The sequence below is a fragment of the Silvania confinis genome, from assembly GCF_025564085.1.
GTDB lineage: Bacteria > Pseudomonadota > Gammaproteobacteria > Enterobacterales > Enterobacteriaceae > Enterobacter > Enterobacter confinis.
Genome location: NZ_JAMGZJ010000076.1, coordinates 315,348 through 332,201 on the forward strand (window position 1 = coordinate 315,348; position 16,854 = coordinate 332,201).

Consider the following 16,854-nt stretch of genomic DNA (forward strand, 5'->3'; position numbering starts at 1 on the left):
TTTGCCATGCCGTGGATCCAACTGAAACTGAATACAACCGGCGCAAATGCCGAAGAAATGAGTGATGCGCTGATGGAGACCGGTGCAGTCTCCGTCACCTTCCAGGACACGCATGACACGCCGGTGTTTGAACCTCTGCCAGGCGAAACCCGCCTGTGGGGTGATACCGACGTCATCGGCCTGTTCGATGCTGAAACCGACATGAACGAAGTGTTGGCGATTCTGGAAAATCACCCGCTGCTGGGCGCAGATTTTGCTCACAAGATTGAGCAGCTGGAAGATAAAGACTGGGAGCGCGAGTGGATGGATAACTTCCACCCGATGCAGTTTGGCAAACGTCTGTGGATCTGCCCGAGCTGGCGCGACGTCCCGGATGCCAACGCAGTCAACGTGATGCTCGATCCGGGCCTGGCATTCGGGACCGGCACGCACCCAACCACCTCTCTGTGTCTGCAATGGCTTGATGGCCTGGATCTGGACGGTAAAACAGTAATCGACTTTGGCTGCGGATCCGGGATCCTGGCTATCGCAGCCCTGAAGCTGGGCGCGGCAAAAGCGATCGGGATCGACATCGATCCGCAGGCCATTCAGGCCAGCCGCGATAACGCCGAACGTAATGGCGTCTCCGAGCGCCTTGAGCTGTATCTGCCAAACGATCAGCCTGAGGTCATGAAAGCCGACGTGGTGGTCGCCAATATCCTCGCGGGTCCGTTACGCGAGCTGGCACCATTGATCAGCGTCCTGCCCGTTGATGGCGGTTTGCTGGGCCTTTCCGGCATCCTGGCCAGCCAGGCTGACAGCGTGTGTGAAGCCTATGCCGATCTCTTTGCACTCGACCCGGTTGTCGAGAAAGAAGAGTGGTGTCGCATTACCGGTCGTAAAAAGTCATAACGTAGTCCTGTCGCGTGGCCGTTCAGGCCACGCCATTTTTGTCACGTCTTCCACACCTACTCTCCGGTAAAATATCCTTTCAACTTATAGGGTTGATGTTTTTTTCATACACAATTCACCGGAAGAATATTATGGCTAAACAACCTGGCAAGGCCGCGCTGCTGGCGCTCAGCATCCTGTCCACCTCGGCGTATGCATCACACTGGAGCTATGAAGGAGAAGGTGCCCCCGAGTACTGGGGCAAACTGGACCAGGCCTGGAAAACCTGTCAGAACGGCATGAACCAATCCCCCATCAATATTGATGCCACGCTTAGCGCACACCTCGCACCGCTGGTCACGCACTACACCGACGGCCCGGTGACGCTGATTAACAATGGCCATACGATTCAGGCGGGGGAAAAAGTCGGTACGCAGGACAGCATCACCCTCGATAGTAAAAACTGGCCCCTGCAGCAGTTCCACTTCCATGCCCCGAGTGAGAACAAAGTGCATGGTAAGACCTACGCGATGGAGATGCATCTGGTGCACCAGAATGCGGAAGGCGAGATCGCCGTGGTCGCGGTGATGTTTGAAAAGGGTGCTGCAAATGCGGAACTGGAAAAACTCTGGCGCACAATGCCCGCGCAGGCGGACCAGTCAGCAGTTCTACCTGCGCATCTGGATATCAACGCCCTATTGCCCACGGATAAGACCTTCTGGCGATTTAGCGGCTCTCTGACTACCCCGCCGTGCTCGGAAGGCGTCATCTGGATGGTAATGAAACATCCCTTGACCCTCTCCGCTGCACAGCTGTCCATGTTTAGCCATACCTTGCACCACAACAATAACCGTCCGGTACAGTCACTGCACGGGCGTACTGTGGTTGAATAACGCGCAATCAGTGCGCTGAGATGTTGTTCTAAAATGCGATAAAGATCGCAAAGAACAGGGATAATCTGCTGTTTAAAACAGCAGATTATCCCGCTCAACGGTGTAATTCATTAAGAAAAAATGAGAAGTTTTGGGAAATTGTAAGCGACCATAAAATAGCCATTATCAACTAACTAAATGATTAGTATGAAATATATATTTTAAACCTCACCTTTACCGGCGATTCCTTGATCTACAACAGAGGATTGTTCAAAGTTTGGCCTTTCATCTCATGCGAAAAATGCGTAAGATACGCCGCCTTGCAGTCACAGTATGGTCATTTCTTAACTCATGCGTATCGGACACCACCAGCTCAGAAATCGCCTGATCGCAGCACCTATGGCAGGTATTACCGACCGGCCATTCAGGACGCTGTGCTACGAGATGGGAGCAGGTTTAACCGTTTCCGAGATGATGTCGTCTAACCCGCAGGTTTGGGAAAGCGATAAATCCCGTCTACGGATGGTGCACATTGATGAGCCAGGTATTCGCACCGTGCAAATTGCCGGAAGCGTGCCTGAAGAGATGGCAGATGCCGCGCGTATTAACGTGGAAAGTGGCGCCCAGATTATTGATATCAATATGGGTTGCCCGGCCAAAAAGGTGAATCGCAAGCTTGCAGGCTCAGCCCTTCTGCAATACCCCGACCAGGTTAAGTCTATCCTGACGGCGGTTGTCAGCGCAGTGGACGTCCCTGTTACGTTAAAGATTCGCACGGGTTGGTCGCCGGAACACCGTAACTGTGTAGAAATTGCCCAACTGGCTGAAGACTGTGGTATCCAGGCCCTGACCATTCATGGACGCACTCGCGCCTGTTTGTTCAATGGTGAAGCTGAATACGACAGTATTCGGGCAGTTAAGCAGAAAGTTTCCATTCCGATTATCGCGAATGGCGACATTACTGACCCGCTTAAAGCCAGAGCTGTACTCGACTATACGGGAGCTGATGCTCTGATGATAGGACGTGCAGCTCAGGGAAGACCCTGGATCTTTCGGGAAATCCAGCATTATCTGGACACTGGGGAGTTGCTGCTCCCACTGCCACTGGCAGAGGTAAAGCGCTTGCTATGCGCACATATTCGGGAATTGCATGACTTTTACGGTCAGGCAAAGGGGTACCGAATCGCGCGTAAACACGTATCCTGGTATCTCCAGGAACATGCTCCAGATGACCAGTTTCGGCGCACATTCAACGCCATAGAGGATGCCAGCGAACAGCTGGAGGCGTTGGAGGCATACTTCGAAAATCTTGCGTAATGAAATAAAGAGCTGACAGAACTATGTTCGAACAACGCGTAAATTCTGACGTACTGACCGTTTCTACCGTTAACTCCCAGGACCAGGTGACTCAAAAGCCCCTGCGTGACTCGGTTAAGCAGGCACTGAAGAACTATTTTGCTCAACTGAACGGTCAGGATGTTAATGACCTGTATGAGCTGGTACTGGCTGAAGTTGAACAGCCCCTGTTGGACATGGTGATGCAATACACCCGCGGGAACCAGACCCGTGCTGCCCTGATGATGGGTATCAACCGTGGTACGCTGCGTAAGAAACTGAAAAAATACGGCATGAACTGATTTCTATCAGCTAAGTGTTTGTTTAAAAAGGCGCTACTCGGCATGGGGACGCGCCTTTTTTATATCTGCTATTCCGCCCCATCTGTGCTCCGCAACCCCACCGTTGTCCACAAACGTAAACATGGGTAACCCCACTTCTCTACCGTCATTTTTCGTGTATATTTCTCGCACTCTTGTCAACTGTCCCGGAACCCAGAATGATCCGTAAGTATTGGTGGTTAGTCGTCTTTGCGATTACCGTTTTCCTTTTCGATGCTGTGTTAATGCACTGGATCGAGCTTATCTCTACGGAAACAGACAAGTGCCGCAACATGAATTCAGTCAATCCTTTAAAGCTGATTAATTGCACCGATTTAGATTAAATCACTGCTTTCCCTCGATAATTGTACGGGCTTAAATCCCTTTGAGGCATTTATAGAGAATGATAATGTCTCAGCCCGTCTCCCCCGGTATCACGTAATACCTCACTGCGTATGAGTTGATGAGATCATGCTGGTTAGCCAATACGACCAAATCCTTGTGGTTATCTCTTTTGTTGTGGCCATTCTTGCCGCCTATACCGCGCTAGATATGGCCGGCCGGGTAGCCGGTTGCACCGGCGTTGCGGCCCGCGTCTGGCTGACCGGTGGCGGGATAGCCATGGGCATCGGTATCTGGGCCATGCACTTTATCGGCATGCTGGCGATGGATGTCTCCATGCGGCTCAATTACGACCTGCTGCTGACGGCACTATCAATGCTGATTGCGGTGGGTGCGTCGCTGTTCGCCCTGTGGCTGGTGAGCCGCGATCATTTACGCCGACGCCGGTTACTGACGGGTGCAGTGATTCTGGGGGCGGGTATCGTTGCGATGCACTATACCGGGATGGCCGCGCTGCAGGTTGAGCCCGCTATCGTCTGGGATATGCGCTGGGTTTCGCTTTCCGTCGTCATCGCCCTGCTCGCGTCGCTCGCGGCACTGTGGCTGACGTTTCGCCTCCGCCGCGATGCCGCTCAGGTCACGCTAATGCGTGCGGGCGCAGCCATTTTGATGGGCGTGGCCATCGCCGGGATGCACTACACCGGAATGAAGGCCGCACAGTTCCCGGTGCAGAGCCATATGCACCATCATGGCGTGAACGGCAGCTGGCTGGCCGTCCTGGTGAGCGTACTCGCGCTCTCGGTTCTGGGGATAACCCTCCTGGTTTCCATGTTTGATGCGCGCCTGCAGGCCCGCACATCGCTGCTTGCCTCGTCGCTGGCCAAAGCTAACCGTGAGCTGGCCCAGCTTGCCCTGCACGATACCCTGACGCGCCTGCCCAACCGCGTGCTGCTGGAAGATCGTCTCGACCAGGCGATCAACAAAGCCGACCGCGAAGAGGCCATCTTCGCGCTGCTGTTTATGGATCTGGATGGCTTTAAAGCGGTAAACGACGCCTACGGACACGACACCGGGGATAAGCTGCTGGTGGCGGTCACCGAACGACTGGAACAGCCCCTGAAAGGCCAGTACACGCTGGCGCGTATTGGCGGGGATGAGTTTGTGCTGCTGGCGGAGATCGATACTCCTAACGATGCCGCGTCGCTGGCCAGTGCGCTGGTGCATGTCATCGACAAACCCTTCAGCCTTGAGCTGTATGAACTGGTCGTCACCCTCAGCGTGGGGATTGCTATCTACCCCCATGACGGTAAAACCCAGCGCGAATTGATGTTCAACGCCGATGCCGCGATGTACCACACCAAGCACATGGGACGTAACAACTATCACTTCTTCCAGCCTTCGATGAATGCGCTGGCGCAGCAACAGCTGCAGCTGATGAATGACCTGTGGCTGGCGCTGGACCGCCACGAACTGCACCTGGTGTATCAACCTAAATTCCAGGCACCTGTGGGTCCAATCGTGGGCTTCGAAGCGCTACTGCGCTGGCAACATCCGACTCAGGGATTGCTCGCGCCAGACCAGTTTCTGCCGCTGGCAGAAAAAAGCGGGCTGATTGTGCCTATTGGCAACTGGGTAATTGATGAAGCCTGCCGCCAGCTGCGGGAATGGCATCTGGAAGGCCACACGGACTGGTCCGTTGCGGTTAACCTCTCCACGCTCCAGTTTGAGCAGCCCCAGCTGGTTGATACCGTTATGAGCAGCCTGGCGCGACATCATATTCCGCCTCATGCCCTGATTCTGGAAGTGACAGAAACGACGGCAATGAACAATCCCGATGAGAGCGTGCGGGTGCTGACTGAGCTGACCCGGGCGGGCGTAAAGGCGTCTATCGATGACTTTGGTACCGGTTATTCCAGCCTGCTGTACCTGAAACGGCTGCCGGCCTGCGAGTTGAAAATCGACCGGGCATTTGTCAAAGACCTCGGCGGCGAAGGTGACGATGCCACCATCGTTTCCGCTATTGTCGCGCTGGCAAAAACGCTCAATCTGAAAGTGGTGGCAGAAGGGGTAGAAACACCGGAGCAGCAGGAATTTTTAACGCAACTCGGCTGTAATACGCTGCAGGGTTATCTGCTGGGTAAACCCGTCTCACCGCAAACCATCCACGCGATGAGCCACAATCCGCAGGCGATGCTGGCGGAACAATACTAACCGGGTCGACGCCGCTACGAGGCGGCGTGGTACGCCCCGGGTGACAGCCGTGCAGCCGGTAACGTTGCCATAATATTATCGACAAGTTCTGGAGCCTGCTGATACAGATCCAGCCGCTCCGGACTCATTAACCAGTTTTTGACCAGCCCACAGAAAAAGCCATGAAAAACAATTAACGTGGTATCAATATTTACCCTGGGAGAGACGCGACCCCGCGCAATACATTTTTTCAGTATTCCACGAACATTTTCATCGTTGAATCCTATCCCTTCACGAATTTCATATTCTGAAATCATGTCCTTTTCAAATTCACATTTGTGATAAAGGATTTGCAGCAGCGTACGCTGGCGGGGATCGCGGGCAATATATTGCAGCGCAGTAACAAACTGCTCACGCAATATTAATAAGGGATCATCCTCGTCAACCAGTAAAAGCCGATCGCGAATGATTTCGCGTAGCGGGCGTTGTTCCTGCCAGATAGCATTAAATATTTCCGTTTTACTGGCGAAATGCCAGTAAACGGCTCCCCGGGTCAGGCGGGCCGCGTCGGCGATATCGGACAGCGTGGTGTTTGCGACACCCCGTGCGGCAAACTGCTCTATCGCTGCCTCAATCAACGACCGGCGAGTCTTCAGAGCCTCAGCCTTTGTTTTACGCGCCATAAAAATCCACTCGTTTAACGTATTAAATACTTTTAAACAACATCGACGTGATGTCGTCAGAGTGTGAATTATCGATCAAGCCAAAAAATAAAGATGAACAAAAAACGCCAGCCCGCGTAACTCATGGATTGACCAGATAATTGAATTGAATTGAATTCATAAAACATATGAATTGCGCTTTATAGAAATGAATTAACTCACCCTTCCTGATTTGCTATCTCGTTGTTTATTATTGTTGTATGCCTTTTCTCCACTCAACATCACGATCGCCGCACTTATAAATCATAAACCTATCCGCTCATTCTTTATTATGACGCCCGCCGTTTTCTGTTTACCTCTCCTCAACGCTTAACCCCTGTGCGGTTAATGCGGGTTAAGGATTTTGAAGGAATAGTCATGACGCTTCATTTCAGATTTTTACCCTTATCCGGTTTTATCATCGGTGCCGCATTGCTCGTGGGTTGTGATGATAACGGTGGACAGGTACAGCAACCACCGTCACCGCAGGTCACTGTGCATGTGGTGAAAAGCGCACCGCTGACGGTCACCACCGAACTGCCGGGCAGGACAGATGCCTTTCGCGTCGCCGAGGTTCGCCCGCAGGTGAACGGCATTGTGCTGAAGCGCAATTTTCAGGAAGGCAGCGATATACAAGCAGGCGAGTCGCTATACCAGATCGATCCCGCCACCTACCAGGCCGCATTTGACAGCGCTTCAGGCGAGTTAGCCAAAGCGCGGGCGGCAGCGAATATCGCCCACCTGACCGTCAAACGCTATCTGCCGCTGGTCGGCACGCAGTACGTCAGTAAACAAGAGTACGATCAGTCGGTGGCTGATGCCCGGCAGGCCGATGCCAGCGTCATGGCCGCCAAAGCGAGCGTGGAGAGTGCGCGCATTAATCTGGCGTACACCAAAGTGACCTCGCCTATTAGCGGACGCATCGGTAAATCCAGCGTCACAGAAGGCGCTCTGGTCGCCAACGGACAAGCCTCCGCACTGGCCACGGTGCAGCAGTTGGATCCGATGTACGTCGATGTCACCCAGTCCAGCAATGATTTTATGCGCCTCAAGCAGTCCAGTCTGCAAAAGGGCGAAGTGGCCAGTACCGTGCAGCTGCTGATGGAAAATGGTCAGCCCTATCCGCTCAAAGGCTCGCTGCAGTTCACCGATGTAACGGTCGATGAAACCACCGGTTCGATTACCCTGCGCGCTATCTTCCCGAACCCTCAGCATATCCTGCTGCCCGGCATGTTCGTGCGGGCGCGCATTGATGAAGGCATCCAGCCTAAGGCGATACTGGTTCCACAGCAGGGCGTTACGCGAACGCCGCGCGGCGATGCCAGCGTGATGGTGGTGAATGCTAAAAATCAGGTCGAAACGCGCAGCGTAGTGGCAACACAGGCCATCGGCGATCAATGGCTGATCGATGACGGATTGCAGGACGGCGACCAGGTCATCATCAGCGGGCTGCAAAAAATCCATCCTGGCGTGACGGTCGTTGCCGCGCCAGACACCGCCGCGCAGAAAGCCGGATAAGGAACAGAGCATGGCTAACTTCTTTATCCAGCGCCCGATTTTTGCCTGGGTGCTCGCCATCATTCTGATGATGGCGGGCGGGCTGGCGATCCTGAAGCTCCCGATTGCCCAGTACCCGACCATTGCGCCGCCGGCGGTTGCGATCTCCGCGACCTATCCCGGGGCAGATGCGCAAACCGTACAGGATACGGTAACGCAGGTTATCGAGCAGAACATGAACGGCATCGATAACCTGATGTACATGTCGTCCACCAGCGATTCGGCGGGCAGCGTGACGATCACCCTGACCTTCGAGTCGGGCACAGACCCGGATATTGCCCAGGTACAGGTGCAGAATAAACTGCAGCTGGCAATGCCGTTGCTGCCGCAGGAAGTGCAGCAGCAAGGGATTGGCGTAGAGAAGTCGAGCAGTAGCTTCCTGCTGGTGGCAGGCTTTGTCTCGGATAATAAAAATCTGACCCAGGATGATATCTCTGACTATGTTGCCTCTAACGTCAAAGATGCGATCAGCCGCACCTCCGGCGTGGGCGACGTACAGCTGTTTGGTGCCCAGTATGCGATGCGTATCTGGCTGGACGCGAACGCGCTCAATGCCTATCAGCTGACCCCACTGGACGTGATCAATCAGCTAAAAGCCCAGAACAACCAAATTGCTGCTGGCCAGCTGGGTGGGACACCATCTGTACCGGGACAACAGCTTAACGCCTCGATCATCGCCCAAACGCGACTGAAGACCGCCGAGGAGTTTGGCAACATCACTCTGAGGGTGAATCAGGACGGGTCGATGGTCCATCTGAAAGATGTGGCCCGAATTGCGCCGGGTGGCGAGAACTACAACATGGTGACCAAAATCAATGGTCAGGCGGCAACCGGGCTGGGGATCAAACTGGCAACGGGCGCCAATGCGCTGGATACCGCTGCGGCGATCAAAACCAAGCTGGCGCAGCTGCAGGCATTTTTCCCGCAGGGGCTGAAGGTGGTCTATCCGTATGACACCACGCCGTTTGTGAAGATCTCCATTCATGAAGTAGTGAAGACGCTGTTCGAAGCCATCATCCTGGTCTTCCTCGTCATGTATCTGTTCCTGCAAAACCTGCGCGCCACGCTGATCCCGACCATTGCCGTGCCGGTGGTGTTACTGGGGACATTTGCGGTGCTGGCGGCCTTTGGCTTTTCTATTAACACGCTAACCATGTTCGGGATGGTGCTGGCGATAGGCCTGCTGGTGGATGATGCCATCGTGGTGGTCGAGAACGTCGAACGTGTGATGGTCGAGGACAAGCTGCCGCCCAAAGAAGCAACGCAGAAATCGATGGAGCAGATTCAGGGGGCGCTGGTCGGTATCGCCATGGTGCTGTCGGCAGTGTTTATCCCGATGGCCTTTTTTGGCGGATCCACCGGGGCGATTTATCGTCAGTTTTCCCTGACGATTGTCTCAGCGATGGCGCTTTCCGTACTGGTGGCGCTGATCCTGACGCCGGCGCTGTGCGCCACCCTGCTTAAAGCCCCCGACGAGCATCATGAGAAAAAAGGCGGGTTCTTCGGCTGGTTCAATACCCTGTTCGACAAAAGCGTGGCGCACTACAGCAACAGCGTCAGCCATATTTTGCGTAAAACGGGGCGCTATCTGGTGGTGTATGTCGTCATTGTCGGCGGCATGACGGTGCTCTTTATGCGCCTGCCGACCTCGTTCCTGCCGGAAGAGGACCAGGGCGTCTTTATGACGATGGTGCAACTCCCGGCCGGTGCGACACAGACCCGCACCCAACAGGTACTGGATCAGGTTGAGCACTACTATCTGAACAATGAGAAGGCTAACGTGGCGTCGGTCTTTACCGTTAACGGCTTTAGCTTTAGCGGACAAGGACAGAATGCCGGGATAGCGTTTGTCAGCCTTAAGCCCTGGGAGGAACGTACCGGTGAGGCCAACAGCGTCGGCGCGATTGTCAGCCGGGCAACGCGGGTCTTTAGTCAGATCAAGGACGGGCTGGTGTTCCCGTTTAACCTGCCTGCCATTATTGAGCTGGGCACCGCAACAGGTTTCGATTTCGAACTGATCGATCAGGCCAACCTGGGCCATGCCTCGCTGACGCAGGCCCGAAACCAGCTGCTGGGCATGATCAAAGCGCACCCGGACCTGCTGGTACGTGTGCGACCAAACGGTCTGGAGGATACTCCGCAGTTCAAGCTGGATGTTGATCAAGAGAAAGCGCAGGCGCTGGGCGTCAGCGTATCGGACATCAACCAGACCCTCTCCACCGCCCTCGGCGGCACTTACGTGAACGACTACATCGATCGCGGTCGGGTGAAGAAAGTGTATGTCCAGGCCGATGCGCCATTCCGTATGCTACCGGAAGATATTAATCGCCTGTATGTACGCAGCGCCAGCGGCTCAATGGTGCCTCTCTCCGCATTTAGTCAGTCACACTGGATTTATGGTTCACCACGGCTCGAACGCTACAACGGCAGCCCATCCATGGAGATCCTGGGCGAAGCAGCCCCCGGTAAAAGTACCGGTGAAGCGATGGTCTTAATGGAACAACTGGCGGCTAAGCTGCCTACCGGTATCGGTTCCGACTGGACGGGAATGTCCTATCAGGAGCGATTGTCAGGCAACCAGGCGCCTGCCCTTTACGCGATCTCACTGGTGGTGGTGTTCCTGTGCCTGGCGGCGCTGTATGAGAGCTGGTCGATACCGTTTTCGGTCATGCTGGTGGTGCCGCTCGGAGTGGTTGGTGCCTTGCTCGCGGCCTCCTTCCGCGGCTTAAACAACGATGTTTATTTCCAGGTGGGCCTGCTCACCACCATCGGTCTGTCGGCAAAGAACGCTATTCTGATCGTCGAATTTGCTAAGGATCTGATGGATAAAGAGGGCAAAGGGATTATTGAAGCCACGCTGGAAGCCTCCCGCATGCGACTTCGTCCAATCCTGATGACTTCGCTGGCGTTTATACTGGGCGTGCTGCCGTTGGTCATTAGCCATGGTGCTGGCAGCGGCGCGCAAAATGCCGTAGGCACCGGGGTGATGGGCGGCATGCTTTCGGCAACGCTGTTGGCCATTTTCTTTGTGCCGGTGTTCTTTGTCGTGGTTCGAAGACGCTTTACGCGCCATAGCGAACAGTAATGAGTAAAGGCGCCAGTTGGCGCCTTTAATTTTGAAAATGACCAGGCTATGTGTACCAGCCATTTATTTTACTTATTAATTAGCACGGCAATTAATTATTTATGTCTCGGCATAAGAATGAGATTTTTACCCGCCCTCCTCCCCACTTTCTCCATTATTGAACCTCGTGAGAAGGTTTTCTCCATGATTTTTACAATCAACATAATTTGAGATTATTCACTCTTCATTGCCTTTTTGAACAGGTGGTAAAATAGCCACCTGCTTTGGATAAGACCTCGCTGGCGATATCGCGAAGTAAGATTTAATTTTGAGGTAACACCATGAAAAGATTAATTTCAGTTGCTCTGCTTGCCGCACTCCTTGCGGGTTGCGCGCATGAATCTCCGTGCGTCCCGGTTTACGACGATCAGGGTCGACTGGTTCACACCAATACCTGTATGAAAGGAACCACTCAGGATAACTGGGAAACAGCCGGCGCAATAGCGGGCGGTGCAGCGGCCATTGCAGGTCTGACGCTGGGTATCATCGCAGTGTCCAAGTAATCCAGAAAGCGCGGATCGTTCCGCGCTTTTGCTTTCTGCGCAAACCGTCCTTTCGCAAGATAAATAAAACATCCGGCCAAAATTTAGCTTAATTTATAAATATGCTTTGGCTCACAGCTTACAGGCAATGCCCTTTCCTCTTTTATTAACACCCTAAACTTCCCCCTTTCATTAAACGTTCTCTGCACCCGACTTTTGCTCTGATTTGTGGCACAGGTTGTAATTTCGCACCATTTCAGGGCGCTCGATTTAATTATCCCTGTCTACACTCAGCTTTATGCGTTGCGTAATCGCTTATTACGTTTAATGCAAAAACTGGCATCACGTTTGCTTTATTAACGTCGGACATAGCCACAGACAGGTTAAAGCGTTTTTAAGACGCTTCACTATAACGATAATTTTCGCCACACAGGATGCATTATGAAAAAGATGATGATGGCCAGCCTTGCCGCTGCAAGTATGCTGCTTGCGATCGCCGGCCAGGCGCAGGCTGGTGCAACGTTGGATGCCGTAAAGCAGAAGGGTTTTGTGCAGTGCGGGATCAGTGATGGGCTGCCTGGTTTCTCTTACGCTGATGCCAGCGGTAAATTCTCAGGTATTGATGTCGATATCTGTCGTGGCGTTGCCGCAGCGGTATTAGGCGATGACACTAAAGTTAAATATACCCCGCTGACCGCAAAAGAGCGCTTCACAGCATTGCAATCCGGCGAAGTGGATATGCTTTCACGTAATACCACCTGGACCTCCTCGCGCGATACCGGAATGGGCATGTCCTTCACCGGTGTGACCTATTACGACGGTATCGGCTTCCTGACGCACAATAAAGCCGGCCTGAAGAGCGCGAAAGAGCTGGATGGCGCAACTGTTTGTATCCAGGCAGGGACCGACACTGAACTGAACGTCGCCGACTACTTCAAAGCCAACAAAATGAAATACACGCCGGTCACTTTCGACCGCTCTGATGAATCCGCCAAAGCGCTGGAATCTGGCCGTTGCGATACGCTGGCGTCGGATCAGTCCCAGCTGTATGCCCTGCGCATCAAGCTGAGTAACCCAGCGGAATGGCTGGTACTGCCGGAAGTGATCTCCAAAGAGCCTTTAGGTCCGGTAGTGCGTCGCGGCGATGATGAATGGAACTCGGTGGTTCGCTGGACCCTGTTCGCCATGCTCAACGCCGAAGAGATGGGCGTCAATTCAAAGAACGTGGATGAGAAAGCCGCTAACCCGTCAACGCCAGACATGGCGCACCTGCTGGGGAAAGAGGGTGACTACGGCAAAGACCTGAAGCTTGATAACAAATGGGCGTACAACATCATTAAGAAAGTGGGTAACTACGCTGAAATCTTCGAGCGCAACGTTGGTTCTGAAAGCGCGCTGAAGATCAAACGTGGTCAGAACAACCTCTGGAACAACGGTGGTATCCAGTACGCACCGCCAGTTCGCTAAGTCTTTGCTGTAACGGGCACTGCTGGTGCAGTGCCCCATCCAGAGTCATGGTTACCCGAGGTTTTTTATGCCCCATCGCCGCTCAGCCCTAAAAGGATCGTTCTCCTTTTCTAATCCTGCGGTTCGCGCCTGGCTGTTTCAGATCCTCGCTATTCTCGCTGTGCTGGCCGTCGCGATCTATTTATTCCATAACACGGTGACTAACCTGAGCACACGGGGCATCACGTCAGGCTTTGCCTTTCTTGATCGCAGTGCAGGTTTTGGCATTGTTCAGCATTTGATTGATTACAGCGAAGGCGACACGTACGGCCGCGTATTTCTGGTCGGCCTGATGAATACCCTGCTGGTCTCGGCGCTATGCATTGTCTTTGCTTCCCTGCTAGGGTTCTTCCTCGGACTCGCAAGGCTCTCTGATAACTGGCTGCTGCGTAAACTCTCCACTATTTACATTGAGACCTTCCGCAATATTCCCCCACTGCTGCAGATCTTTTTCTGGTATTTCGCCGTACTGCGCCACCTTCCGGGCCCACGTCAGGCGGTGGATGCTTTCGATCTGGCTTTTTTAAGCAATCGTGGTTTGTATATTCCGGCCCCGCAGTTTGCAGAGGGAATGCTGGCGCTGATCGTGGCACTGGTCTGTGTGGCCGGGATTTCAGTCGCGCTGTTCCGTTTTAACCGTAACTTGCAGATGAAAACCGGGCAGTTGCGGCGCACATGGCCTGTGACGCTCATTCTGCTGGCGATCCTGCCGTGGCTGGCCCATGTCATTTTTGGTCCGGCGCTGCACTGGGATATTCCAAAGTTGCAGGGGTTTAACTTCCGCGGCGGCATGGTCTTGATCCCGGAGCTGGCTGCGCTGACCCTGGCACTCTCAATCTATACTTCTGCCTTTATCGCAGAAATTATCCGCTCCGGTATTCAGGCCGTTCCCTATGGCCAGCATGAGGCTGCCCGCTCACTCGGACTGCCGAACCCGGTCACTCTGCGCCAGGTAATCCTGCCTCAGGCACTGCGAGTCATCATTCCTCCGCTGACCAGCCAGTATCTGAATATCGTAAAAAACTCATCTCTGGCTGCGGCCATTGGCTATCCCGATATGGTTTCACTGTTTGCCGGAACCGTACTCAACCAAACTGGCCAGGCCATTGAAACTATTGCCATCACCATGTCGGTCTATCTGATTATCAGCCTGACCATTTCACTGCTGATGAATATCTATAACCGCCGCATCGCACTGGTTGAACGCTAAGGAGCCATGATGACAAAAGCTGTATTGTCTCACCCCGCGTCTCCGGGCCGGACCAGTAATGGACGCATCATCAAGTGGGCGCGTAAAAACCTGTTCTCCAGCTGGAGCAATAGCCTGCTTACGCTGGTGTGCTTTTGGCTGATGTGGGAGTTAATCCCACCGCTGCTGAACTGGGCCTTTTTGCAGGCCAACTGGGTTGGTACAACGCGTGCCGACTGCACCAAAGAAGGTGCTTGCTGGGTCTTTATCCATCAACGTTTTGGCCAGTTTATGTATGGGCTCTACCCTCACGATCAGCGCTGGCGCATCAACGTTGCGCTGATCGTCGGACTGCTCACTATCATTCCGATGTTCTGGAGCAAGCTGCCGCGGCGCGGGCGGTACATTGCCTGCTGGGCGGTGATTTATCCTGCTATCGTCTGGTGGTTGCTGTATGGCGGATCGCTGGGATTGGAGCACGTCGAAACCCGCCAATGGGGTGGCCTGACGCTTACGCTGATTATTGCCTCTGTGGGGATTGCCGGTGCATTGCCGCTGGGTATTTTGCTGGCATTAGGTCGCCGCTCCACGATGCCGGTCGTACGGGTCCTTTCCGTGATTTTCATTGAGTTCTGGCGTGGCGTACCGCTGATCACCGTGTTGTTTATGTCGTCCGTGATGCTGCCGCTGTTCATGGCTGAAGGCACGAGTATCGATAAACTGATCCGCGCCCTGGTCGGCGTCATTCTGTTCCAGTCAGCTTATGTGGCAGAAGTGGTCCGTGGGGGATTGCAGGCACTGCCAAAAGGTCAGTATGAAGCAGCCGAATCGTTAGCGTTGGGCTACTGGAAAACGCAGGGATTGGTGATCCTGCCGCAGGCACTGAAGCTGGTGATCCCCGGTCTGGTTAACACCATTATCGCGCTGTTCAAAGATACCAGTCTGGTGATCATCATTGGATTGTTCGATCTCTTCAGTAGCGTGCAGCAGGCTACCGTCGACCCAGAGTGGCTGGGAATGTCGACAGAAGGCTATGTTTTTGCAGCACTTATCTACTGGATTTTCTGTTTTAGCATGTCGCGCTATAGCCAGCATCTGGAAAAGCGCTTTAACACCGGGCGTACACCGCACTGAGGAATTTATGAGCCAGATAACTATGACACCCGCTGACGCGATGATTACGCTGGATAACGTGAATAAGTGGTATGGACAATTTCACGTCCTGAAAGACATTAACCTGAAGGTGAAGCAAGGCGAACGCATTGTTCTTTGCGGGCCTTCAGGGTCGGGTAAATCCACGACCATACGCTGCATTAATCACCTGGAAGAGCATCAACAAGGCCGGATTGTGGTGGATGGCATCGAACTTAATGATGACATTCGTAACGTCGAGCGTGTCCGGCAGGAAGTGGGGATGGTCTTCCAGCATTTCAATTTATTCCCGCACCTTACGGTACTGCAAAACTGTACGCTGGCCCCGATCTGGGTGCGTAAAATGCCGAAAAAAGAGGCCGAGGCACTGGCCATGCACTATCTGGAACGGGTGCGTATTGCTGAACATGCGCACAAATTTCCCGGTCAGATCTCGGGTGGACAACAGCAGCGGGTAGCGATCGCGCGTTCTTTGTGCATGAAACCAAAGATTATGCTGTTTGATGAACCCACATCGGCACTGGATCCAGAGATGGTGAAAGAGGTACTTGATACGATGATTGGGCTGGCGCAGTCTGGCATGACCATGTTGTGCGTAACCCACGAGATGGGCTTTGCCCGAACCGTGGCAGATCGCGTGATCTTTATGGATCGCGGCGAAATTGTCGAGCAGGCACCGCCGGAGGAGTTTTTTGGCCACCCGAAATCAGAACGTACGCGTGCATTTTTGTCGCAAGTCATTCACTGAGTTTGATATGCCCGGCGGCCTCGACGCTCCGGGCACGATGTTTTTCAGGCCAGATAAACGCAAAAAGGCCATCCTTGCGGATGGCCTTTTCACTTAATTGATGTCTGGCAGTTCCCTACTCTCGCATGGGGAGACCCCACACTACCATCGGCGCTACGGCGTTTCACTTCTGAGTTCGGCATGGGGTCAGGTGGGACCACCGCGCTAAAGCCGCCAGACAAATTCTTTTCTAAGCGCCGAACTTTAACCTAAAAACTGGTGCTGATACCCAGAGTCGAACTGGGGACCTCACCCTTACCAAGGGTGCGCTCTACCAACTGAGCCATATCAGCACACTAAATTTGATGCCTGGCAGTTCCCTACTCTCGCATGGGGAGACCCCACACTACCATCGGCGCTACGGCGTTTCACTTCTGAGTTCGGCATGGGGTCAGGTGGGACCACCGCGCTAAAGCCGCCAGGCAAA

General features: G+C 53.7%; 14 protein-coding genes, 1 tRNA gene and 2 rRNA genes. 13 read left to right on the forward strand and 4 right to left on the reverse strand.

Features of this window, described 5'->3' with window-relative positions:
- The first annotated feature begins 6 nt into the window (after positions 1-6).
- From prmA to M8013_RS13875, 6 genes are all read left to right on the forward strand, one after another.
- Positions 7-891 carry a 50S ribosomal protein L11 methyltransferase gene (gene prmA / locus M8013_RS13850; RefSeq protein ID WP_271268378.1) on the forward strand — a complete coding sequence of 295 codons (885 nt, stop codon included), beginning with the start codon at positions 7-9 and terminating at the stop codon, positions 889-891.
- 131 nt (positions 892-1,022) lie between these two features.
- Positions 1,023-1,763 (forward strand): carbonic anhydrase, encoded by a 741-nt coding sequence (locus M8013_RS13855; protein WP_271268379.1) that lies wholly within the window; start codon positions 1,023-1,025, stop codon positions 1,761-1,763.
- A gap of 330 nt (positions 1,764-2,093) precedes the next feature.
- The gene (gene dusB, locus M8013_RS13860; protein WP_271268380.1) at positions 2,094-3,059 is read left to right on the forward strand and encodes a tRNA dihydrouridine synthase DusB; all 966 of its coding nucleotides are present in this window, start codon (positions 2,094-2,096) and stop codon (positions 3,057-3,059) included.
- Positions 3,060-3,082: 23 nt separating this feature from the next.
- Positions 3,083-3,379 carry a DNA-binding transcriptional regulator Fis gene (gene fis, locus M8013_RS13865; RefSeq protein WP_000462905.1) on the forward strand — a complete coding sequence of 99 codons (297 nt, stop codon included), beginning with the start codon at positions 3,083-3,085 and terminating at the stop codon, positions 3,377-3,379.
- Between the two features lie 197 nt (positions 3,380-3,576).
- Positions 3,577-3,741, forward strand: a complete 165-nt coding sequence (locus tag M8013_RS13870) for a DUF2556 family protein (protein WP_271268381.1) — start codon at positions 3,577-3,579, stop codon at positions 3,739-3,741.
- A 127-nt stretch (positions 3,742-3,868) separates the two neighbouring features.
- A complete protein-coding gene (locus M8013_RS13875) occupies positions 3,869-5,950 on the forward strand; it encodes a putative bifunctional diguanylate cyclase/phosphodiesterase (protein ID WP_271268382.1) in 2,082 nt (693 codons plus the stop codon).
- A 14-nt stretch (positions 5,951-5,964) separates the two neighbouring features.
- Here M8013_RS13875 and envR read toward each other — a convergent pair whose 3' ends face one another.
- Positions 5,965-6,612 (reverse strand): acrEF/envCD operon transcriptional regulator, encoded by a 648-nt coding sequence (gene envR, locus M8013_RS13880; protein ID WP_271268383.1) that lies wholly within the window; start codon positions 6,610-6,612, stop codon positions 5,965-5,967.
- Between the two features lie 396 nt (positions 6,613-7,008).
- On the opposite strand from envR, the gene M8013_RS13885 reads away from it, so the two are divergent.
- The 7 genes from M8013_RS13885 to M8013_RS13915 all read left to right on the forward strand — a co-directional run bounded on the left by M8013_RS13885 (position 7,009) and on the right by M8013_RS13915 (position 16,388).
- Complete coding sequence (locus tag M8013_RS13885; protein WP_271268384.1) at positions 7,009-8,148, forward strand: efflux RND transporter periplasmic adaptor subunit; 1,140 nt, start codon at positions 7,009-7,011, stop codon at positions 8,146-8,148.
- Positions 8,149-8,158: 10 nt separating this feature from the next.
- Entirely contained in the window at positions 8,159-11,272 is a 3,114-nt protein-coding gene (locus M8013_RS13890) for an efflux RND transporter permease subunit (RefSeq protein WP_271268385.1), read from the forward strand.
- A 320-nt stretch (positions 11,273-11,592) separates the two neighbouring features.
- Positions 11,593-11,814, forward strand: a complete 222-nt coding sequence (locus M8013_RS13895; RefSeq protein ID WP_271268386.1) for a lipoprotein — start codon at positions 11,593-11,595, stop codon at positions 11,812-11,814.
- A 420-nt stretch (positions 11,815-12,234) separates the two neighbouring features.
- Positions 12,235-13,260, forward strand: a complete 1,026-nt coding sequence (locus tag M8013_RS13900) for an amino acid ABC transporter substrate-binding protein (protein ID WP_271268387.1) — start codon at positions 12,235-12,237, stop codon at positions 13,258-13,260.
- A gap of 67 nt (positions 13,261-13,327) precedes the next feature.
- Entirely contained in the window at positions 13,328-14,509 is a 1,182-nt protein-coding gene (locus M8013_RS13905) for an amino acid ABC transporter permease (protein ID WP_271268388.1), read from the forward strand.
- A gap of 9 nt (positions 14,510-14,518) precedes the next feature.
- The gene (locus tag M8013_RS13910) at positions 14,519-15,622 is read left to right on the forward strand and encodes an amino acid ABC transporter permease (RefSeq protein ID WP_271268399.1); all 1,104 of its coding nucleotides are present in this window, start codon (positions 14,519-14,521) and stop codon (positions 15,620-15,622) included.
- Between the two features lie 7 nt (positions 15,623-15,629).
- A complete protein-coding gene (locus M8013_RS13915; RefSeq protein WP_271268389.1) occupies positions 15,630-16,388 on the forward strand; it encodes an amino acid ABC transporter ATP-binding protein in 759 nt (252 codons plus the stop codon).
- 102 nt (positions 16,389-16,490) lie between these two features.
- Here M8013_RS13915 and rrf (M8013_RS13920) read toward each other — a convergent pair.
- The 3 genes from rrf (M8013_RS13920) to rrf (M8013_RS13930) all read right to left on the reverse strand — a co-directional run bounded on the left by rrf (M8013_RS13920) (position 16,491) and on the right by rrf (M8013_RS13930) (position 16,850).
- Positions 16,491-16,606: ribosomal RNA gene (gene rrf, locus M8013_RS13920) — 5S ribosomal RNA — on the reverse strand.
- Positions 16,607-16,644: 38 nt separating this feature from the next.
- Positions 16,645-16,720, reverse strand: a tRNA-Thr gene (locus M8013_RS13925).
- A 14-nt stretch (positions 16,721-16,734) separates the two neighbouring features.
- Positions 16,735-16,850: ribosomal RNA gene (gene rrf / locus M8013_RS13930) — 5S ribosomal RNA — on the reverse strand.
- Positions 16,851-16,854 lie beyond the last annotated feature (4 nt).